General features: G+C 64.8%; 19 protein-coding genes. 4 read left to right on the top strand and 15 right to left on the bottom strand.

Translation table 11 applies throughout. The features are described from left to right. Nucleotides 1-27: 27 nt before the first annotated feature. The 15 genes from N5J29_RS04555 to dnaA all read right to left on the bottom strand — a co-directional run bounded on the left by N5J29_RS04555 (nt 28) and on the right by dnaA (nt 16,597). Nucleotides 28-1,119, bottom strand: a complete 1,092-nt coding sequence (locus N5J29_RS04555) for a PA0069 family radical SAM protein (RefSeq protein ID WP_164151466.1) — start codon at nt 1,117-1,119, stop codon at nt 28-30. 77 nt (nt 1,120-1,196) lie between these two features. After that, complete coding sequence (locus N5J29_RS04550; RefSeq protein WP_111187091.1) at nt 1,197-1,940, bottom strand: pyridoxine 5'-phosphate synthase; 744 nt, start codon at nt 1,938-1,940, stop codon at nt 1,197-1,199. A 9-nt stretch (nt 1,941-1,949) separates the two neighbouring features. Then, on the bottom strand, nt 1,950-2,219 hold the full coding sequence (locus N5J29_RS04545; RefSeq protein WP_053517208.1) for a hypothetical protein: 270 nt from the start codon (nt 2,217-2,219) through the stop codon (nt 1,950-1,952). A 40-nt stretch (nt 2,220-2,259) separates the two neighbouring features. Beyond that, nucleotides 2,260-3,723 (bottom strand): cardiolipin synthase, encoded by a 1,464-nt coding sequence (gene cls / locus N5J29_RS04540; protein WP_065182132.1) that lies wholly within the window; start codon nt 3,721-3,723, stop codon nt 2,260-2,262. 160 nt (nt 3,724-3,883) lie between these two features. Then, nucleotides 3,884-4,297 carry a biopolymer transporter ExbD gene (locus tag N5J29_RS04535; protein WP_053517211.1) on the bottom strand — a complete coding sequence of 138 codons (414 nt, stop codon included), beginning with the start codon at nt 4,295-4,297 and terminating at the stop codon, nt 3,884-3,886. Between the two features lie 3 nt (nt 4,298-4,300). Continuing rightward, nucleotides 4,301-4,726 (bottom strand): biopolymer transporter ExbD, encoded by a 426-nt coding sequence (locus N5J29_RS04530; protein WP_053517212.1) that lies wholly within the window; start codon nt 4,724-4,726, stop codon nt 4,301-4,303. 61 nt (nt 4,727-4,787) lie between these two features. Beyond that, complete coding sequence (gene exbB, locus N5J29_RS04525; protein ID WP_053517213.1) at nt 4,788-5,549, bottom strand: TonB-system energizer ExbB; 762 nt, start codon at nt 5,547-5,549, stop codon at nt 4,788-4,790. Nucleotides 5,550-5,641: 92 nt separating this feature from the next. Further along, nucleotides 5,642-6,199: an energy transducer TonB gene (locus N5J29_RS04520; protein ID WP_204313624.1), complete on the bottom strand. Its 558-nt coding sequence runs from the start codon at nt 6,197-6,199 to the stop codon at nt 5,642-5,644. 254 nt (nt 6,200-6,453) lie between these two features. Beyond that, complete coding sequence (locus N5J29_RS04515; protein WP_164151462.1) at nt 6,454-7,647, bottom strand: tetratricopeptide repeat protein; 1,194 nt, start codon at nt 7,645-7,647, stop codon at nt 6,454-6,456. Between the two features lie 132 nt (nt 7,648-7,779). Next, on the bottom strand, nt 7,780-8,586 hold the full coding sequence (locus N5J29_RS04510; RefSeq protein ID WP_053517217.1) for a M48 family metallopeptidase: 807 nt from the start codon (nt 8,584-8,586) through the stop codon (nt 7,780-7,782). A gap of 70 nt (nt 8,587-8,656) precedes the next feature. Continuing rightward, nucleotides 8,657-9,502 carry a CPBP family intramembrane glutamic endopeptidase gene (locus N5J29_RS04505; RefSeq protein ID WP_053517218.1) on the bottom strand — a complete coding sequence of 282 codons (846 nt, stop codon included), beginning with the start codon at nt 9,500-9,502 and terminating at the stop codon, nt 8,657-8,659. A gap of 67 nt (nt 9,503-9,569) precedes the next feature. Further along, nucleotides 9,570-12,029, bottom strand: coding sequence for a DNA topoisomerase (ATP-hydrolyzing) subunit B (gyrB, locus tag N5J29_RS04500; RefSeq protein WP_164151460.1), 2,460 nt, complete (start codon nt 12,027-12,029; stop codon nt 9,570-9,572). Nucleotides 12,030-12,141: 112 nt separating this feature from the next. Continuing rightward, the gene (gene recF, locus N5J29_RS04495; RefSeq protein WP_164151459.1) at nt 12,142-13,236 is read right to left on the bottom strand and encodes a DNA replication/repair protein RecF; all 1,095 of its coding nucleotides are present in this window, start codon (nt 13,234-13,236) and stop codon (nt 12,142-12,144) included. Between the two features lie 653 nt (nt 13,237-13,889). After that, on the bottom strand, nt 13,890-14,990 hold the full coding sequence (dnaN, locus tag N5J29_RS04490) for a DNA polymerase III subunit beta (RefSeq protein ID WP_005411731.1): 1,101 nt from the start codon (nt 14,988-14,990) through the stop codon (nt 13,890-13,892). Between the two features lie 275 nt (nt 14,991-15,265). Beyond that, complete coding sequence (dnaA, locus tag N5J29_RS04485; protein ID WP_065174068.1) at nt 15,266-16,597, bottom strand: chromosomal replication initiator protein DnaA; 1,332 nt, start codon at nt 16,595-16,597, stop codon at nt 15,266-15,268. A 254-nt stretch (nt 16,598-16,851) separates the two neighbouring features. Here dnaA and rpmH point away from each other — a divergent pair, with 254 nt between their 5' ends. The 4 genes from rpmH (at nt 16,852) to mnmE (ending at nt 20,669) form a co-directional block, all read left to right on the top strand. After that, nucleotides 16,852-16,992: a 50S ribosomal protein L34 gene (rpmH, locus tag N5J29_RS04480; RefSeq protein WP_005411729.1), complete on the top strand. Its 141-nt coding sequence runs from the start codon at nt 16,852-16,854 to the stop codon at nt 16,990-16,992. Nucleotides 16,993-16,997: 5 nt separating this feature from the next. Beyond that, nucleotides 16,998-17,492: a ribonuclease P protein component gene (gene rnpA / locus N5J29_RS04475; RefSeq protein ID WP_080375251.1), complete on the top strand. Its 495-nt coding sequence runs from the start codon at nt 16,998-17,000 to the stop codon at nt 17,490-17,492. Further along, nucleotides 17,492-19,207 (top strand): membrane protein insertase YidC, encoded by a 1,716-nt coding sequence (gene yidC / locus N5J29_RS04470; RefSeq protein ID WP_065174067.1) that lies wholly within the window; start codon nt 17,492-17,494, stop codon nt 19,205-19,207. The genes rnpA and yidC overlap by 1 nt, the downstream gene beginning before the upstream one ends. Nucleotides 19,208-19,319: 112 nt before the next feature. Continuing rightward, entirely contained in the window at nt 19,320-20,669 is a 1,350-nt protein-coding gene (mnmE, locus tag N5J29_RS04465; RefSeq protein ID WP_164151457.1) for a tRNA uridine-5-carboxymethylaminomethyl(34) synthesis GTPase MnmE, read from the top strand. The last annotated feature ends 140 nt before the right edge of the window (nt 20,670-20,809 follow it).

Below are 20,809 nucleotides of genomic sequence, written 5' to 3'. Positions count from 1 at the left end.
CGTTCCGCAGTAGCCAGTGCCACTACTTCAGAACAACGACCCCTGAGGCGAATCCACCTTCGGCGGCAGCGGCTTCTGGAAGCGGCTGCAATCCAGTTTCGGCCAGTGGCTGTTCTGGGCGTCGAAGCCCAGGCGCTTGCGCGCCAGCTTGAAGCGGTTGTTCAACAGATCCGCATAGACCCCCTGGCCACGCATGCGCGTGCCGAAGCGGCTGTCATAGTCCTTGCCACCGCGCAGCTGCTGGATGGTGCTCATAACGTGCGCCGCGCGATCCGGATGGTGGGCGTCCAGCCAGTCGCGGAACAGCGGTGCAACTTCCAGAGGCAGGCGCAGAAGCACATAGCCGGCAGTACGCGCACCCGCCTCGTGCGCCGCTTCGAGCACGCCTTCCAGTTCACTGTCGTTGATCCACGGAATCACCGGCGCGACCATCACGCCAACCGGAATGCCCGCCTCGTGCAGACGCTTCATCGCGCGCAGGCGCGCGTGCGGTGCAGAGGCGCGCGGCTCGAGCTTCGCCGACAGGCGTGGATCCAGCGAAGTCACCGAGAAATGCACGCTGACCAAGTTCTCTGCCGCCAGTGGCGCAAGCAGGTCGATATCGCGCTCGACCAGCGCGTTCTTGGTGATCAGCGAGAACGGATGCTTCGTCTCCAGCATCACCTCGATCAACTGACGGGTCAGCTTGAACTTGCGCTCGATCGGCTGGTACGCATCGGTGTTGATGCCGAGCGCGATCGGTTGCGGCGCGTAGCCTGGCCGGGACAGCTCCTTGCGCAGCAGCTGCGGCGCATTGGTCTTGGCAAACAGCTTGGTCTCGAAATCCAGGCCCGGCGACAGGTTCAGATAGGCATGCGACGGGCGCGCGAAGCAGTAGGAACAACCGTGCTCACAGCCACGATACGGATTGACCGACTGGCTGAAGCCTACGTCCGGGGACGTATTGCGGCTGATGATGCTGCGCGCGGTTTCAGCGCGTACCTCGGTGCGCAGGCGGGGGGCCGCGAACTCGTCGCTTTCATCCACGTCCCAGCCGTCGTCCACCGCCTCGCTGACGGTGCTCTCGAAGCGCCCGGCAAGGTGGGAGGTGGACCCTCGGCCTTTGATCGCGATACCCATGTGGGTAGCCTACGCCGCTGCCGTCTCAGCGGCTGCGACAACAGTATTGGCCCCGCCGGGCAGGGTCCGGCGCTACCTCAGAGCAGCGCCAGATAGCCCCGAACGGTCGCATCCAGCCCGTCATACAGGGCCTCGCCGATCAGCGCATGCCCGATCGAGACCTCCAGCACCTCCGGCACGTTCGCCAGGAAGTCACGCAGGTTGTCCTGCGACAGGTCATGGCCGGCATTCACGCCAAGCCCCACGGCCTGCGCGCGGCGCGCGGCCGTGGCGAACAACGCCAGCATCGCTGCGGCGTCGCCTGCGGCGTGCGCTTCGGCATAGGGTCCGGTGTACAGCTCGATGCGATCGGCGCCGACCTCGGCCGCCTGTTCCAGCAGCGGGTTGCCGGCATCGACGAACAGGCTGACCCGGCAGCCCATCGCCTTCAGCTCGGCCACCAGCGGACGCAGGCGCTCGCCGTCGCGCTCGAAGTCGAAACCGTGGTCGGAGGTGATCTGGCCATCGCCGTCCGGCACCAGGGTGGCCTGCGCCGGACGCGTCTGCGCGCACAGCGGCAGCAGCCCCGGGTAGCCGTCGCGTGGCGGTGCGAAGGGATTGCCTTCGATGTTGAATTCGACGCCACGGACGCGGGTCAGCGTGGACAGCGCCATTACGTCCTCGGCGGTGATATGACGTCGATCGGGTCGCGGATGCACGGTGATGCCATGGGCGCCGGCATCCAGGCAGGCCTGAGCGGCACGCACCACATCGGGTTCGGCACCACCGCGCGAATTGCGCAGGACGGCGATCTTGTTGACGTTGACACTGAGCTGGGTCATCGAACGGTACTACTTGGAAAGAGGGGACGGATCGTGTTCGTCGCGTTGATCCGCGCCACGGGCCTCGGCCTGCTCACGCAGGCGGCGCAGCTCGTCGGCATCGATCAGGGTTGAGGGATCACTCTGCAGATCACCGAACCGGGCCACGTAGCGGCCACGCACCCAGGCCAGCAGGAAGGCGAGGGCCGCCAGCAGCGCCAGCGCCATCAGCCCCGGGCTTGGGGTTTTCAGCGCGAAGGCGAAACAGCCCAGCGCCGGCAGCAGGTACAACCAGTACATAGTCAGGCTCCCCGGATGATCGCCGCAGTGTAGCGCCGCCTTACAGCAGCGGCGAGGCCAGGCGCGCGAAGGCCTCGGGCAGGCGTTGCAGCCACAGCGAGCGGGCCGCGGCCTGGTCGTGCACGCGGGTAGCGCGCTCGAACTCGGCCTCCAGCAGGCCCGCCAGGGCGGCCACCCGCTCGCGGTCGCTGATCATCATGGACAGCTCGAAGTTCAGGCGGAAACTGCGATGGTCGAAGTTGGCGCTGCCGACGATGCAGACGTCGTCGTCGGCGATGAAGGCCTTGGTATGCAGCATGCGGGGGCCGTACTCGTAGATCTTCACCCCGGCGTGCAGCAGCTCGTCGAAGTAGGACCGTGCGGCCTGGGTCACGAACCAGGAATCGCTCATCTTCGGCACCAGCAGGCGCACGTCCAGTCCCCCCAGCGCGGCCGAGGTCAGCGCCATCCGCGCGGCTTCGCCCGGCACGAAGTAGGGCGTGACCAGCCACACGCGCTCCTGCGCTTCCTGGATGGCCGCCACGTGGAGCCGGTGGATGGTCTCCCAGCCCGAGTCCGGGCCGGACACCAGCACCTGTGCGTTGATCGAGCCTTCGCCGCGGAGCGGCATGTCCGCCGGCCACATCCGCGCGATGTCGAAATGCGAGTGGTCCTGACCGCTGGCGTAGAGCCAGTCCTCGGCAAACACCAGTTGCAGGCTGCGGACCACGTGACCGCGGATGCGCATGTGCAGGTCGCGATAGGCGTTGGCGTTGCGGCTCTCATCCTCGTCATCGGTGATGTTGATGCCGCCGGTGAACGCGAGGCGGCCATCGACGATCACCAGCTTGCGGTGGGTGCGCAGGTTCAGCCACGGTCGCTTGAAGGGCTTCAGCAGCTGGCGGGGATGAAACCAGACCGCTTCACCGCCGGCGTCGAGCAGCGGCTGCAGGAAGCGTCGCGGCACCGCGGACGAGCCCACTGCATCGAGCAGCAGCCGCACCTGCACGCCGGCGCGGGCACGTTCGACCAGGGCATCACGCAGTGCGGTTCCGGCATGGTCGGGATTGAAGATGTAGTACTCCAGATGCACGTGGTCACGCGCCTGCGCCACCGCTTCCAGCAGCGCGGCATAGGTCGCCGCGCCATCGACCAGCCAGGTCACTTCGGTGGCACTGCTCGGCGCCAGTCCGGTGGTGGCCTGGGCGATCTTGGCCAGCTCGGTGCAATCGGCATCGGGCGGGCAGACGTCGCTGTAATGCTCCATCCCCGATCGCGCGCGGCCACGACGCAGGCGCTGCCGCTTCACCTTCTGCGGACCGAGCAGGTAATAGATGAAAAGGCCGAGGTAGGGCAGCAGGGCCAGCGACAGGATCCAGCTCAGCGTGGCTACCGGTTCGCGCTTCTGCAGCATGATCCAGCCCGCCAGCGCGAGCAGGTACAGCAGGTAGGCCACGGCCAGGATCGAACCCAGGTGGGCAATGCCATCAAGCCAGTGGCGGAGGGAGTCGAAGAGGGCGAGCATGCGCCGATCATAGCGGGCGCGTGAAGTCAGAGGGGGTCAGATCCCTTTTCCGCAGGGAAAGGGATCTGACCCCGTCGGGCTTCGCAGGCACAAAAAAAGACGCCCCTGTCTCCAGGGGCGTCTGCAGTCGCGTCATGACTGTTGTGTTGCGGTATTGCGTTTACTGCTGTACGAAGCCGATCTTCTTCATCTGAGCATTCTTCGCGGCAGCCAGAACCTTGGCCATCACGTCGTACTCGGAATCCGGGCTTGCATCGATCCGCAGTTCCGGCTGGTTGGTCGGGTCACGCTGGACCTCCTGTTCCATCCGCTGCTGCAGCTCGCTGGTACTGATCGGGCTGTTGTTCCACGAGACCTGGTTGCTGGCGTCGATCTTCAGTTCGATCGGCGGCGGCGGTTCGACCAGCTGCGGCGGTGGGTTGAGCACGCGCTGCGGCAGGTCCACGGCGATCGGGTAGGTCATGATCGGCGCGGTCACGATGAAGATGATCAGCAGCACCAGCATCACGTCCACGAGGGGCGTGACGTTGATGTCGGCCATGGGGCCCTTGCCACCACCACTACTGAATGCCATGGCTTATTGCCCCTTTTCTTTGGTCGCGACGAAGCCGACGTCCAGCATGCCCTGCTCCTGCGCGACCTTGGTCAGGTCGTTGATGACGCGCATCTTGGTGGTGCGGTCACCACGCAGGTTCAGCGGCGGCTGCGGGGTCTGCTGGGCGGCGGTCGCCAAGCGCGACTCGAGCGTCTGCTTGGTGATTTCTTCGTCGTTCCAGTAGATCGAGCCGTCTTCCTTGACTGCCAGGGTGATCGGACCGGAGCGCTTTTCGGCGTCATCCGGATTCTGGATCAGGTTGGCTTCCGGCAGATCCACCTTGACCTTGTGGGACATCAGGGGCGCCGTGATGATGAAGATGATCAGCAGCACCAGCATCACGTCCACGAGGGGCGTAACGTTGATGTCGGCCATGGGGCCGCCGCTGTTACCACTACTGAAAGCCATAACGGGCTCCGTCTAGATCTTGATGACTACTTGCTTCGTCGCGGGTGGAAGCGCGCCGCAATCAGCGGACGCGCGAACCGGTGGCGAAGAAGTCGTGCAGGTCGTGCGCGAAGGTATCGAACTTGCTGATGGTCGCGCTGTTGATCTTGCTGAAGAAGTTGAAGGCGAACACGGCCGGGATCGCGACGAACAGACCGATCGCGGTCATGATCAGCGCTTCACCCACCGGGCCGGCAACGGCGTCGATCGAAGCGGAGCCGGTGGCACCGATCTTGATCAGCGCGCCGTAGATGCCCCACACGGTACCCAGCAGACCGACGAACGGAGCGGTCGCGCCGACGGTGGCCAGCAGGGTCATGCCCGACTGCAGCTTGTTGCTTTCGCGGGTGACGGCCTGACGCAGGGCGCGGTCGACGAATTCCGAACGGCTCAGGTTCTCACCCAGGCCACCGGTACCGCCGCCTTCAGCGCGCTGGTGGTGGGCAGCTGCCTGGGCAGCGTCCAGGGCGATCTTCGAGAACGGCTCCGAAGCCGGCTGCTCTTCCATCGCACGGATGGCGTCCTGCGCGTTCGGGGTGTCCCAGAACAGGCTGACGACGCGATCGGCAGCGCTCTTCAGGCGGGTGGCGCGGAAGATGTTGATGACGGTCCAGTACCAGGACATGGCCGACATGATCACCAGGGTCAGCAGCACGACCCAGGAAACAGCGAAATCACCCGGCTTGGTGGTCATTTCGTGGATCAGGTGCTCGAAGCCCATCTGCGACAGGGCGTTGGACGGATTGCCCCCGGCAGCAGCGGCGATGAAAATTTCCTGCAGCATGACGCTTACCTTTGTTGTGTGTGGTGATAAAGGGTGTAGCTAAGCTAAACAATCGAACCGGAGCGGGGGTGGCCCGAAGCCACCCGAACGCATCAGTTCAGCGCAAAGTTGACCGGGACGCGAACGCGACCTGCCGTCTTCTTACCGCCAGATTCAGCGGCGTTGAAGCGCCACTTGCGTGCTGCTTCCATCGCAGCACGGTCCAGGTCGCGGTTACGGCTGGACTTTTCCACCGTGACATTGGTGACGTTGCCGCTGGCATCGACATCAATGATCAGGATCACTTCACCCTGGATACCAGCGCGGAATGCTGCCGGCGGATAACGCGGGGGATTCATCGCCTTGGACGAGATGTCCACGCTGGCCTCGATCGACGCCGGCGGGGTCGGCGGCGACGGCGGGGTCGGCGGAGTGACGATATCGTTCGGACGCGGTTCCGGCACGTCCACGACCGGCGCCTGCGGCGGCGGCGGGACCGGCGACGGCTTCGGCGGCGACAGATTCTTCACCGGCGGCGGCGGAGTATCTGTCGGCGGCGGCGGCGGCGGCGGCGGAGGCGGCGGCGGCGGTGCGTCGACGATGGTCACCATCACATTGCGTTCCTTCTCCGCAGCGGCCTTGGGAGCCACGGCAGGGATCAGAAGCATCATGAAGGCGGCCAGATGCAGGGCGATTACAAACGCGATGCCGACGATGCGAGGCCAGCTCAGCCCCTTGTCATCGGGTTGTTCGTACCGGTGAACGACTAGTTGTTCCGTCATGCGCCAAGAGCTCAATAGTGGGGCCGGGATGCCGGGGGCGGAATCCCTGATCAGCGGTGCATGACACCGCAGGAACCTCCAAGCTTATACCAATCCTGAGCGCCTGCGCATCAACTGAGCAGGCGTTCAGGCGTTATTCCTACTTACTTCAGGTTGATGATTTTCTTGGCATCAGCCTGGTTCTTCACGCCCTTCGCCAGCGCCTGCTGGGCGGCCTGCTTGGCCTCGGGGACGCGACCTTCGGCATGCAGGACGCGTGCCAGGTTCAGGTAGGTCTCACCGTCCTTGGACAGCGGGGCGGCCTTCTGCCACGCATCGATCGCCTGCGGCACCTGGTCGGAGTAGTAGTAGGACTGGGCCAGCGCCAGGTAGACCTGGTAATCCGGCTTCAGGATGCCCTTCTGCAACCCTTCGTTGATGACCGCGATGACGTCCTTTTCCTTGTTCTCGGTGTTGGCATAGATCGAGTACAGCTGCTTGTACTCGCGCTCTTCGGTGAGCTGGCCGCTGCTGCGCAGCTTGTCCATCACCGCGGCGGCCTTGGGCATCTGGTCGGCCTGCATGTACATGTTGGCCAGGTTCAGCTGCGCCTTCTTGTCGTTCGGGTTCTTCGCCGCCAGGGCCTCGGCGGCCTGCACGGCTTCACCGGTCTGGCCGGCCTCGGACAGGGCGGCCATCAGCAGCTGGTTCCAGCTGTCCTTCGGCTCGGTGGAGCCGGCGATGGCCTGCTTCAGCACCGGGATCGCTTCCTGGTAGCGCTCCAGCTGGTACAGCGCCTGGCCCTTGGCGATCAGCTCTTCCGGCTTGGTCGACTTGCTCTCGGCGAAGTACTTGTCCAGGGTGGCCAGGCCTTCGGCGGTCTGGTCTTCCTGCAGCTGCAGCTGGCCCAGCATCAGCATCGACTGGAAGTGGCCGTTGTTGTCCAGGCCGTTGAACTGCAGCACCTGCTTCAGGTAGGCGATGGCGGCGGCAACGTCGTCGGTCTGGTAGGCGGCCTGCGAAGCCAGCTGCGCGGCCAGCGACTTGTCGTACTCGTTCGCGGAGCTGTCAGCCAGGATCGCGTCGGCCTGGGTGCGGGTCTCCGGGAACTTTTCCTTGTTGTAGCTGTCTACCAGTTTCTGCAGCTTGCCACCCATCTTGGCCGAGGACTTGGCCGCCGGCTCCTGGCGGGTCGCATTGGGGTACAGCGGTTCGGCCTTGGCCTGCTTGCTGCTGCCGCCGCGGTTGCCACGGTCGGAGGAACGCGAGGACTGCGCGAGCGCATCGGTGACCACGGCGCCGGTCAGGGCGGTCGCGACGAGGACGGAAAGCACAGCTTTGTGTTTACGGAAAATCATCGTTCACCTCGATCGAACCGCCGGATAGCGGCAAAGTCGGACTGTCAGAAAAATCTGAGCCGCCAAACGTATCAGAAACAGATGGCGTGAGAAATCGTTTTATGTGCTGCAATACAGCATGAAACTGCGCACTCATCCGCACTTTGGTCGCAGTCCGGCCGCCTGCGCCTGCTGGTAGACCGGCATCAGGGCAGGGGAATCACGTCGCAGCTCCTGGATCCGGTTGGCCGGATCGGGGTGGGTGGACAGCCATTGCGGGCTGCGTCCGCCGCTGGCGGCCATCATGTTCTGCCACAGGTCCACCGCCTGCGCCGGGTTGAAGCCGGCCTGCGCCATCAGCCGCTGGCCGATCACGTCCGCCTCGCTTTCCTGGGTCCGCGAGCCCGGCAGCAGGAACGCCGTCTGTGCCCCCATGCCGCCGAGCTGGTTGACCGTGCTGGCCGCGCCTTCGCCGTAGGCAGCGCCGGCCAGTGCGCCGAGTACCGCCAGGCCGGTCTGCGCGCCCATCTGCCGGGTGATGCGCTCCTCGTGGTGGCGGGCGATGACATGGCCGATCTCGTGGCCGATCACGGCCGCCAGCTGGTCCTGGTTCCTGGCTACGGTGAAGATGCCGGTGTTCACGCCCACCTTGCCGCCAGGCAGGGCGAAAGCGTTGGGTTCCTTGTCGACGAACACGGCGGTTTCCCACCGTACGCCACGGTATTGTGGAGGCAGCTGGGCGACCAGCGCGTTGACCACGCACTGCACGTAGCCGTTCTGCCGGCCGTCCGTGCTGATCTTTTCCTTCTGCTTCGTCTCGGCGAACGCCTGCGCGCCGAGCTGGTCAAGCTGTGCCTGCGAGACGCCACCGATCATCTGCCGCCGTCCGGTCGGCGATGTGGTGGTCGCGCAGGCGCTGACCAGGGTGGTGATGACAAGGGCCAGCAGCAGTTGTTTCATGGGTCCACCCCCGTGTTCATGAGCGCAGTGTGTATCGTCGCTGCTTAATCTTTCGTCAAGCGGACAGCCGTTACGTCGCGCCGAAGAACACCAGCGCCACCAGTGCCACGGCATTGTTCAGGGCATGTGCGGCGATGGCCGCCCACAGCGTTCCGGTACGGCGGTACAGCCAGCAGAATGCAGCGCCCATGCCGCCGTAGACCAGCCACAGCTGGGCGATCTCGGCCGGGCCGTTGGCGCTGGTGCCGGGAATTTCATGGATCAGGGCGAAGGCAAGGCTGCTCAGTATCATGCCCAGCCAGGGGCGACCGGCCTGCCACAAGCGCCCGAACAGGACGCGCCGGAACAGCAGTTCCTCGTAGGCCGGCGCCAGCACCACCGCGAACAGCATCAGGAACAGCGGAAAGCGCGCGACCGCGTTCTGCATCAGTTCCACGTTGGTCGGCACCGGTTCGATGCCGAACTGCCGGGACAGGAAGGCGATGCCGTTGCTGCCCACTACGATCAACGTGGCCACCAGCAGCGTCCAGCCCCAGGTGGAGGGCCGGCGCAGCGCGTCACGCGACGCCTGGCGTTCGGCCGCATTGGCCGGTCGTCGCCAGAAATACAGCAGCAGGGCCGCGCCGCCGGTAGCGAACAGCGCCATCAGGATCTGCGCCAGGGCCCCCGGCTGGCCCAGTGCTTCGGTCAGGGTGCCGGGATCGGGTGCGGCGCCGTTGGCCTTCGCGTTTGCGTAGCCGACCATCATTCCGCGGTACAGGCCCCAGAACAGGCCACTGATCAGGCTCAGGCCGAACAGGGTGACGGCGGCGATGCCCAGATCGATGAAGAATCCCGCCAGCGGCGAAGCGGCGCGGGGGGCGGCGGTCGCCGGCGGAACCGGCGGCGGTGCGGAAACCGGAGCGGAAGCGGACATCAGATACCTGCGATCAAGGGGCAAGGGCCGGCGCGCCTCCCCGCGCACCGGCCACGTCCCGATTGTGTCAGATATCCAGGTTGGCGACCTTCAGTGCGTTGTCTTCGATGAAGTCGCGACGCGGCTCGACGACATCGCCCATCAGGGTGCTGAAGATCTGATCGGCGGCCACGGCGTCTTCGATGCGTACCTGCAGCAGGCGGCGGGTATCCGGATTCACGGTGGTATCCCACAGCTGTTCCGGGTTCATTTCACCCAGGCCCTTGAAGCGCTGGATCTGGCGACCGCGCTTGGCTTCATCCAGCAACCAGTTCTGCGCCTTGACGAACGAATCGACCTCGATCGACTTGGCACCGCGGGTGATGGTCGCCCCCTCGCGTACCAGGCCATGCAGCAGCTTGGCTGCCTGGTGGATCGCGCGCAGTTCGCCGGTTTCCAGGGCCGAAAGCGGCAGCACCTGGATGTGCTCCTCGCCCATGTGACGTCGGGTCACCAGCACGGCCGCGGGGCGCTGTTCATTGGCCTCCTGCAGTTCCAGGCTGAAACGCGGGCTGCCCAGGCTGCCCTGGTTCAGGCGCCTGGCCAGCGCGTCCAGGCCTTCGCCTTGTCCGGCATTGCGCAGGGTGTCCGGTTCCAGCGGCATGAAGTCGACCAGCGCTTCGAGCAGGTTGCGATCATAGCGATGCGCATTGCGTTCGATCGCGTCCTGCGCGGACGCGTAGGCCAGCAGCAGCTTCTCCAGGGCAACGCCTTCGATGCCGGGCTCGCCGGCGGCCGGCACCAGCGACGCGTTCTCCACCGCGCTGCTGGCCAGATAGCTGTCCAGCGCCGGATCATCCTTCAGGTACAGCTCCTGCTTGCCCTGCTTGATCTTGTACAGCGGCGGCAGGCCGATGTAGACGTAGCCGCGCTCGATCAGCTCCGGCATCTGACGGTAGAAGAACGTCAGCAGCAGCGTGCGGATATGGGCGCCGTCGACGTCGGCGTCGGTCATGATGATGATCTTGTGGTAGCGCAGCTTGTCCGGGTTGTACTCATCACGGCCGATGCCGGTACCGAGCGCGGTGATCAGCGTGCCGACCTGGTCGGACGACAGCATGCGGTCGAAGCGCGCACGTTCCACGTTGAGGATCTTGCCGCGCAGCGGCAGTACCGCCTGGTTCTTGCGGTTGCGACCCTGCTTGGCCGAACCACCTGCCGAGTCACCCTCGACGATGAACAGCTCGGACAGCGCCGGATCCTTCTCCTGGCAGTCGGCCAGCTTGCCCGGCAGGCCGGCGATATCCAACGCGCCCTTGCGGCGCGTCAGGTCACGGGCCTTGCGGGCCGCTTCGCGCGCGCGCGCGGCATCGACGATCTTGCCGGCGATCGCCTTCGCTTCGTTCGGATTCTCCTGCAGGAATTCTTCCAGACGCTGGCCGAAGGCACTTTCCACGGCCGGACGCACGTCCGAGCTGACCAGCTTTTCCTTGGTCTGGCTGGAGAAGCTGGGATCGGGCACCTTCACCGACAGCACCGCGATCATGCCCTCTCGCATGTCATCGCCGGTCAGGTTGATCTTTGCCTGCTTGGCGATGCCGTTCTGCTCGATGTAGTTGTTGAGCACACGGGTCAACGCACCGCGGAAACCGGCCAGATGGGTGCCGCCGTCCTTCTGCGGAATATTGTTGGTGAAGCAGTACATCGTTTCCTGGTAGGAATCGGTCCACTGCAGCGCCACTTCCACGGTGATGCCGTTGGATTCGCCGCTGACCGCGATGACGTTCGGATGCAGCGGCGTCTTCAGCTGGGCCAGATGCTCGACGAAACTGCGGATGCCGCCTTCATAGTGGAAGTCGTCGCGCCGGCCATCGCCGCGTTCGTCCGCCAGCACGATCTTGACGCCGGAGTTCAGGAACGACAGTTCACGCAGGCGACGGGCCAGGATGTCGTAGTGGAATTCGACGTTGTCGTGGAACGCGACGGTCGACGGCCAGAAGCGCACGGTCGTGCCGCGCTTGGTGGTGCTTTCCAGCTTGGCCAGCGGGCTGACGGCAGCGCCGTTGCTGAATTCCTGCTGGTAATGGAAGCCGCCCTGGAATACGTCCACCAGCAGCTTCTGCGACAGCGCATTGACCACGCTGACACCCACACCATGCAGGCCGCCGGAAACCTTGTAGCTGTTGTCGTCGAACTTGCCACCGGCGTGCAGGACCGTCATCACCACTTCGGCTGCCGAGACTTCGCGGCCCAGCTTGGCGCTCATCTGCTCATGCTTGCCGACCGGAATACCACGACCGTTGTCGGAGACCGACACCGAACCGTCGGCGTGGATCGTCACCGCGACATGGTCAGCATGACCGGCCAGCGCCTCATCGATGGAGTTGTCGACCACCTCGAACACCATGTGGTGCAGGCCGGTACCGTCATGGACGTCGCCGATGTACATACCGGGACGCTTGCGGACAGCCTCCAGGCCTTCCAGGGCGGTGATGCTGTTGGCGTCGTAGTTGCCATTGTTTACCGGGGTGTTCTGTTCGTCGCTCATTGCGCTTGCCGTAGGCTCCGCAGGTCGGGCACCACAGGAAGCGGTGCGCCGAGAATGAAAGGATTGCAACCCGAATTATACCAGCCAGGGTCGAGCGGCCCTGTTGTACGCACTATGGCACAGCCACGATCTGTCCATGTTCCACGTGGAACCGGGTGATGTCGGTCAGCGCCTGCAGCGCGGCCGGCGTTTCGGTTGCCGTGACGAAGATCTGCGCCGGGCCGGCAAGCAGGCGCTCCAGCACCCGCGCCTGGTGGGTGCGATCCAGTTCGGAGGCCAGATCGTCCAGAGCAATGACCGGCCATTCCCCGCGCTGTTCCGCATAGTCTTCGGCCTGGGCCAGCAGACACGCCAAGGCCGTGAGTTTGGCCTGGCCGCGCGACAGCGCGTCCCGCCCTGGAATATGGCTGAAGTCCACGCTCCAGTCCGCCCGATGGGGCCCAACGGATGTATAGCCCGCCTGCCGGTCCCGCTCGCGTGCCAACAGCAGTGCATCGGCCAGCGGCAGTTCGTGGCGGCGCCATCCCGGACTCAGGTCCAGCGCCTGGATACCCAGCTGGGGGGCAAGACTGGCCGCCAGCGCGATGGTGCGCTCCTGCAGCCGCTCCAGATAACGCTGACGTCGGCTGGTCAACGGTTCGCCGGCCTCAGCCAGTTCGTGATCCCACGTATCGAGCATCCTCGCCGGCCCTCCCTGCTTGAGCAGGGCGTTGCGCTGCTTGAGCGCCCGTGAGTAGCGGCGCCACAGGGACAGAAAATCCGGTTCCACGTGGAACAATCCCCAATCGAGGAAACGCCGACGGGGCTCACCACCACCGCTGACCAGAGCATGGCTGCCCGGCTCGAACGTCACCACCGCCAGTGCAGCACATAGATTGCCAAGCTGGCTGACATCTTCACCATCCAGACGCCCCTTCCAGTCCTGTCCGCTATGGCGGAGACCGGCCTTGCGGCGGTGCGGCGATGACTGGCCGCGCTGTTCGTCCCATTCCACAAAGATGTCCAGCGCATCCTGGCCCTGGCGCACCAGGCCGTCGCGCACCCGACCACGGAAGCTGCGCCCGTAAGCCATCAGATGCAACGCCTCCAGCACACTGGTCTTGCCGGCCCCATTGTCGCCCGTCAGCAAATTCAATCCCGGTTGTGGCGACAGATCCACCACGTCGAAGCGGCGCAGCTGGTGCAGGACGAGGCGACGGATCTGCATGGGGTGCGAAGGACCATCCGCACGAAGCGGTAGAGGGGCAGGGAATCCATCAGCTTACTGCATCGGTCAAGTCCGCCGTTGGCGTCAGGCTATCGCCCTGCAGACCATGGCGCGGTTGCGAACGTGTCCTGACCGGCTTACGGACGACGGCCCGCAAAAAACCTGCCGCATTTCCTTGAAATCTGCGCACCAACACCCGTGGCGGTTCCACAGATTTCAAGAATTTCAAGCCAGCGGTTTCGCGCTATGCACAGCGGCCCAGTATTACTTACACACAAGGTATGGGCAATCTGTGGATAAAAAAGCCGCTTTGGCCCTGCCTGAAATCTATCCACAGGTTCCCCCCCAGCCCCAGGCGCCGATATGCAGGGGGTTTCAGCACATTAAAAGCCAATAAAATCAATGAGATGACCCTGTTTTCCACGAAATCTGGCTCTACCATCACCACCAGGCTTTAGATTTATACCCAGATTTAGAAGCTAGGAAAGGCAGACAGCGCCTGCAACGACGTCTGTGGATAGTCGCGTCAGCAACAGGAGCAACCACGCGGATCCAGCACGATGGAGAAACGGGATGCTCCACGTGGAACCACCCAAAAAAAACGCCCGGAACGTTCCGGGCGTCTTCTGGTTCCACGTGGAACAGCGCAACCGTCAGAGACGCAGCGGCATCACCACATGGCGGGACTTCTCGCTGCTGGACTCGCGCACCAGCGCCGACGAATTGGAGTCGCGCAGCTGGATGATGACCTCTTCGTCGCGCAATGCGGACAGGGCGTCCAGCAGGTAATTCACATTGAAGCCGATGGCCAGATCGCTGACGGTGGTATCGGCTTCGATCTCTTCCTGCGCTTCTTCCTGTTCCGGGTTATGCGCGCTGATCTTCAGGTTGCCCGGCGAAACTTCCACGCGGATGCCGCGGTACTTCTCGTTGGACAGGATGGCCGCACGCTGCAGCGAGGCGCGCAGTGCCTCACGGTCGACCTTTACCTCGCGGTCGGCACCAATCGGAATCACGGCTTCATAGTCCGGGAAACGACCGTCAATCAGCTTCGAGGTGAACGTGACATCGTCCCGCTTCACGCGCACGTGGCTGCGGCCTACCTCCAGCTCGATCTCCCGGTCGCCGCTCTCCAGAAGGCGCTGCAGCTCGGTCACGCCCTTGCGCGGCACGATGATCTGTCGCTTGGAGCCGCTGGGCTTGGCCAGATCCGTTTCACACAGGGCGAGGCGGTGTCCGTCGGTGGCCACCGTACGCAGCGCATCGCCACGCAGGTCGAACAGCAGGCCGTTGAGGTAGTAGCGCACGTCCTGCTGGGCCATCGCGAACGCAGTGCGTTCAATCAGCTCCTTCAGGGTCGCTTCGCCGATCGCCACGCGCTCGGTGGCCTCCACCTCGTCTACCGACGGGAAGTCGTTGGACGGCAGCGTTGCCAGGGTGAAGCGGCTGCGACCCGCCTGCACGGTGATCTTGTCACCGGTCTGCGAGACGGTGATCCGGCTGCCATCGGGCAGGGCGCGGATGATCTCGAACAGCTTGCGCGCCGGAATGGTGGTTTCGCCGTCCTGGGCATCTTCAACCGCGATCCGCGACACCATCTCCACTTCCAGGTCGGTACCGGTCAGCGAAAGCTGGCCGTTCTGCACCTGGACCAGGAAATTGGCCAGAACCGGAAGGGTCTGGCGGCGTTCGACCACGTTGACGACCTGTGCCAACGGCTTGAGAAAGGCTTCGCGCTGCAGTGTGAAACGCATGTGGTTCCGTGCCCCTATGCTTTAAAAAATGTGGAATAAATCAAAAGCTTGGTGGTGCTGGTAGAGACAGAATCGCTGGAAAACAACGTTAAGTCTTTGTAATAAAAAGGATTTCTGGCCTCGAAACCCTCTGTATTACCGCCCCCCAGAGGGTGGGGAAAGCTGTGGATAAATTCCGCGCGTTGTCAGGCGCCTTTTTTATCCACAACTCATCCCGCGCTTGCTACCGGATTCTGCACCGTTTTGTGCGATGACGCCTCATCGGCGTCCGTGCATCATTCGCTCAGCTTCCGGATCAGCTTGTCCCAGTCTTCGCGGAGCTTGCCGTCGGTTTCCATCAACGTCCGGATCTGACGGCAGGCATGCAGCACCGTGGTGTGATCGCGACCGGCGAATGCGTCGCCGATCTCGGGCAGGCTGTGCTCGGTCAACTCCTTGGTCAGGGCCATGGCGACCTGGCGCGGACGGGCCAGCGAGCGGGTGCGGCGCTTGGACAGCAGATCCTTGATCTGCAGCCCGTAGTAGTCGGCAACGGTTTTCTGGATGTTGGGAATGCTGATCGCCTGCTGCTGGGCGCGCAGCAGGTCACGCAGGGTTTCCTGCGCGAACTCGGTGGTGATCGCACGGCCGGTGAAGTTGGCGCGGGCGGTCAGGGTATTCAGCGCGCCCTCGAGGTCGCGCACATTGGAGCGCATCTTCTTGGCGATCAGGAACGCAACATCATCGGGAATCTCCGCACCGCGTTCGCGCGCCTTGGCCAGCACGATCGCCGCACGGGTCTCGAAGTCAGGCGGTTCGATTGCGACCGACAGTCCCCAGGCAAGCCGCGACTTGAGGCGCGCTTCCAGCCCTTCGACCTCACGCGGGTACCGGTCACAGGTCAGGATGATCTGCTGCTTGCCGTCGAACAGGGCGTTGAAGGTGTGGAAGAACTCTTCCTGGGTGCGATCCTTGCCGGCGAAGAACTGGATGTCGTCGATCAGCAGCGCGTCGACCTGCTGGAACTGGCGCTTGAACTGATCCATGGTCTTTTCCTGCAAGGCCCGGATCATCGCGCTGAAGAACTGTTCCGAGCGCAGGTACAGCACCTTCGCACCCGGATTGGCCTGGCGCATGGCGTTGCCGGCGGCGAACATCAGGTGGGTCTTGCCCAGTCCGGTGCCTCCGTACAGCAGCAGCGGATTGTGTGCGCGATCGCCCGGTTTCTGCGCTGCCTGGAACGCAGCGGCGAGGCCGAGCTGGTTGCTGCGGCCTTCGACGAAGTTGGCGAAGGTGTAATGGCTGTCCAGATTGCCGGCGAACGGCACCTGGGGTTCGCTGGCTGCGTGCGCCGAATGCGTGGAAACCGGCGCGGTCTGCGCCTCTACCGGGCGCGGACGGGAGCCGATTTCAAGAAAAACGTCGCTGAAACCAGCGAAATGCGCCAGCAGCTCGCGGATGCGCGGCAGGTACAGCTCGCGCACCTGGTCGACGATGAAGGCATTCGGTGCATACAGCACCAGGCTGTCCACGCGCAGATCGGCCTGCAGCGGCTTCAACCAGGTGTGAACGTCTTCAGGCGGGAACTCCGCTTCGAGGCGTTCGAGACTACGGGACCAGGCATCCATCAGCAATAATCGTCCGATGGCCGGGGTGGGGGCGCGACAAGGCGCCCAAACACAGGCCGGAAAGGGGGGAAATGGATGGCTCAGACTACCACCGAGCGCCCGCCTTCGGAATGCTTGTCCCCTACTTATTCACAAAAACATCCACAGCTATTGCACAGGCCGGTGAATTCGCGTAGTCCCCAGGGCTTGACGCGGGGTGGGGTACCTCTCTAGAATTTCCGGTTCTTTCCGTCCCATTCATACGAGAGGCCCCAATGGCCACCAAGCGCACCTACCAGCCCAGCAACCTCAAGCGTAAGCGCGACCACGGCTTCCGTGCCCGTATGAAGACCGCTGACGGCCGCAAGATCCTGTCGCGTCGCCGCGCCAAGGGCCGCAAAGTCCTGAGCGCCTGATTGCCATGCCGCACATCGCGGCAGACGCAATCCCTTCGACAGTGAATACTGCAGACCCGCGCAAGCGATTCCCTCGCTCTGCGCGGGTTCGCACGCGTGCCGAATACTCAACGGTCTTCAACGGCGCCCGCCGTGTGTCCGATCCGCTGATGACCCTGCACTGGCTGCCGGCTGACCGGCCGGCCAGGCTGGGTCTGGCGGTTTCCCGCAAGGTCGATCCGAACGCCGTCGGGCGCAACCGGATCAAGCGCGTCCTGCGCGACATCCTGCGTCAGACACGAACCGATATCCAGCCAGGCGACTTTGTCGTCGTGGCCCGTAGTGCTGCGCGTCACGCCAGCAATGACGACATCCGCCAGGCCTTCCTGCGCCTGCTGCGCCGCCTGCGTGCATTGCCCGCGCCGGGCGTGGACGGCACAATGCCGCCGCCTGATGGCATCGCAACTCCCTCTTTGACCGAGCCGGCACCGCGTTCCGGCCCCGCCGAGCCTGTCCGCTGATGAACCAGACCCGCGTATTTCTCATTTTTGCCTGGCTGATGGTGGCCGTGCTGCTGTGGATGGAGTGGAGCCGCGAGCAGGCCGCTCCGACCCCTGCTCCGACGACCCGTTCTGCCCCGGCCGCGGCGCAGACCGTGCCGGGCGCCGCCGCAGGCAGCGTTCCCAGCGCCCAGGTGCCGGCGGCCCCGGGCCAGGCGCCCACGCAGGCCCAGGCCAGCGCGACCCCGGCCGCCCAGCGCGTGACCGTCACCACCGACGTCCTGCGCCTGGTACTGGACGGGGGCCGCGTGCTCGACGCCGAGCTGCTGCAGTTCCCGCAGACCAAGGATGAAGGCAGCCCGCCGGTCCGCCTGCTGACCGAAGATCCCGCGCATCCGTACAGCGCGATCAGCGGCTGGGCCAGCCAGGACAAGAACGCCCCGGTGCCCGGCGCCGACGGCTTCAAGCTGGTCGGTGACACCCGCGACTTCGTGCTGGCCAAGGGCCAGAACGAACTGCAGATCCCGTTCGTGTGGACCGCCGACAACGGCGTGACCATCAAGCGCACCCTCACCGTCTCGCGCAACGAGTACGCCGTGCGCTTCAAGGATGAAGTCAGCAATGCCGGCGCCACCACGTGGAACGGCTACGTCTACCGCACCCTGGATCGCACCCCGACCATCCTGTCGCGGAGCATGACCAACCCGGATTCCTTCAGCTTCAACGGTGCCACCTGGTACGACAACGACAAAAAGTACCAGCGTCGTGCGTTCAAGGATTACCTGGAGGACGGTGCCCTGAACCAGAACATCACCGGCGGCTGGCTGGCGATGCTGCAGCACCACTTCTTCACCGCGTGGATCCCGCAGAAGGACCAGGTCGCCCACTACGTGCTGTCGCAGGTGGACGGTCGTGACCTGATCGAAGCGCGCGGACCGGCCTTTACCCTGGCCCCGGGCCAGTCCACCAGCACCGAAGCGCGCCTGTGGGTCGGCCCCAAGCTGGTCAACCTGATCGCCAAGGAAGACGTGCCGGGCCTGGACCGCGTGGTCGACTACAGCCGTTTCTCGATGATGGCGGTGATCGGCCAGGGCCTGTTCTGGGTGCTCAACCAAGTGCACAAGCTGGTCGGCAACTGGGGCTGGGCGATCGTCGGCCTGGTGGTGCTGCTGAAGCTGGTGCTGTACCCGCTGTCGGCCGTGCAATACAAGAGTGGCGCCAAGATGCGCCGCTTCCAGCCGCGCATCCAGCAGCTGAAGGAACGCTATGGCGATGACCGCCAGAAGTTCCAGACCGCGATGATGGAGCTGTACAAGAAGGAGAAGATCAATCCGATGGGCGGCTGCCTGCCGATCCTCATCCAGATGCCGATCTTCTTCGCCCTGTACTGGGTGCTGGTGGAGTCGGTCGAACTGCGCCAGGCGCCGTGGCTGGGCTGGATCCAGGACCTGACCGCGCGTGACCCGTACTTCATCCTGCCGGTGATCAACGTGGCGGTGATGTGGTTCACCCAGAAGCTCACGCCTGCGCCGGGCATGGACCCGATGCAGCAGAAGATGATGCAGTTCATGCCGCTGGTGTTCGGCGTCATGATGGCCTTCATGCCGTCCGGCCTGGTCCTGTACTGGGTGGTCAACGGCGGCCTGGGCCTGCTGCAGCAGTGGTGGATGACCAAGCGCCATGGCGGCGACCCGGTCCCGGCCACCGCCGCGTCGGCTCCGGTCAAGAAGAAGTAATCGGTAGAGTCGGCCGCTGGCCGGCTGACCGCAGCAGAAGCCCGCCGCAAGGCGGGCTTTTCGCATGAGGCGGTAGAATTCCGCGCGTGCGCAACCGGAGACGTTCCAAGCGATGAATGAGGTAGCCCGCACCGACACCATTGTCGCCATCGCCAGCGCGCCAGGTGCAGGTGGCGTCGGCATCCTGCGCCTGTCCGGCCCGCGCGCTGCCGCCATCGCCAACGCACTGGGTGCAATCGGTCTGCGCCCACGTCACGCGCATTACGCGCGTCTGCGCGACGCCGACGGCGAGGTGATCGACGATGGCATCGTGCTGTGGTTCCCCGCACCGAACAGCTTCACCGGCGAAGAAGTGGTGGAACTGCAGGGCCATGGCAGCCCGGTGTTGCTGCAGCAACTGGTTGCACGCTGCATCGCGCTCGGCGCGCGGCAGGCGCGGCCCGGTGAGTTCAGCGAGCGCGCCTTCCTCAACGGCAAGCTCGATCTGGCTCAGGCCGAGGCCATCGCCGATCTGATCGCTGCGGGCGACAACCGCGCCGCGCGTGCTGCCCGTCGCTCGCTGGACGGGGTGTTCTCGCGCCGCATCGACACCGTGGTCGAGCAGCTGGTGCTGCTGCGCGTGCATGTGGAAGCGGCCATCGATTTTGCCGATGAGCCGCTGGATACGCTGGGCGGCGCGCAGGTGCGCCGCGGACTGGAACTGGCACGCAGCGAACTGGCCCTGCTGCGCCGCGATGCCGAGCGTGGCCGTCGCCTGCGCGATGGCCTGCACGCGGTGCTGATCGGCCCGCCCAACGCCGGCAAGAGTTCGTTGCTCAATGCGCTTGCCGGCAGCGAACGCGCCATCGTCACCGACATCGCCGGCACCACGCGCGACACGCTGCGCGAGACCATCCGCCTGGATGGACTGGAGCTGACCCTGGTCGATACCGCCGGCCTGCGCGACGGTGGCGACGCCATTGAACGCGAAGGCATGCGCCGCGCGCGCGTGGAGATCGAACGCACCGACCTGGCGCTGATCGTGCTGGATGCGCGCGATCCGGCGGCGGGCGAGGCGGCCATCGGCGAAGCGGTGCGGGCTGTGCCGCACAAGGTCTACATCCACAACAAGTCAGATCTGCTGCAGGCCGGCCCAACCGTGGACGATCCGGACCGTGTGTTCGTTTCGGCCGCCACCGGTGCAGGACTCGACGACCTCCACGCGCGCCTGCGCGCGATCGCGTCGGCAGGCGCGGGCGAACAGGTGGACGGCGAGTTCTCCGCGCGCACCCGCCACGTGGATGCAATCGAGCGTGCGCAGGAACATGCCCGTCGCGCTGATGGCGAGCTGGCCCACGAACACCTGGAACTGGCAGCCGAAGAGCTGCGGCTCGCACATGACGCGCTGGGCGAGATCACCGGGCAGATGAGCGCCGATGACCTGCTGGGACGGATCTTCTCCAGCTTCTGCATCGGCAAGTAAGCCGGGGTCAGATTCCCGCAGGGGCTCTGACCCCGTTTGCCACATGGGGTGACAGCCGCTGCGGGGATCCGACCCCAGGTCCCCCACCTGTCACATTGCCGCCGCATACTGCCGCCCATCACCTACCGTTGGGGGACGTT

The organism is Stenotrophomonas sp. GD03680 (genome assembly GCF_029844625.1).
In the GTDB taxonomy this organism is placed as follows: domain Bacteria; phylum Pseudomonadota; class Gammaproteobacteria; order Xanthomonadales; family Xanthomonadaceae; genus Stenotrophomonas; species Stenotrophomonas maltophilia_P.
The sequence above is the reverse complement of the archived record's forward strand: the minus strand, read 5'-3'. Positions and strand labels throughout refer to the sequence as shown.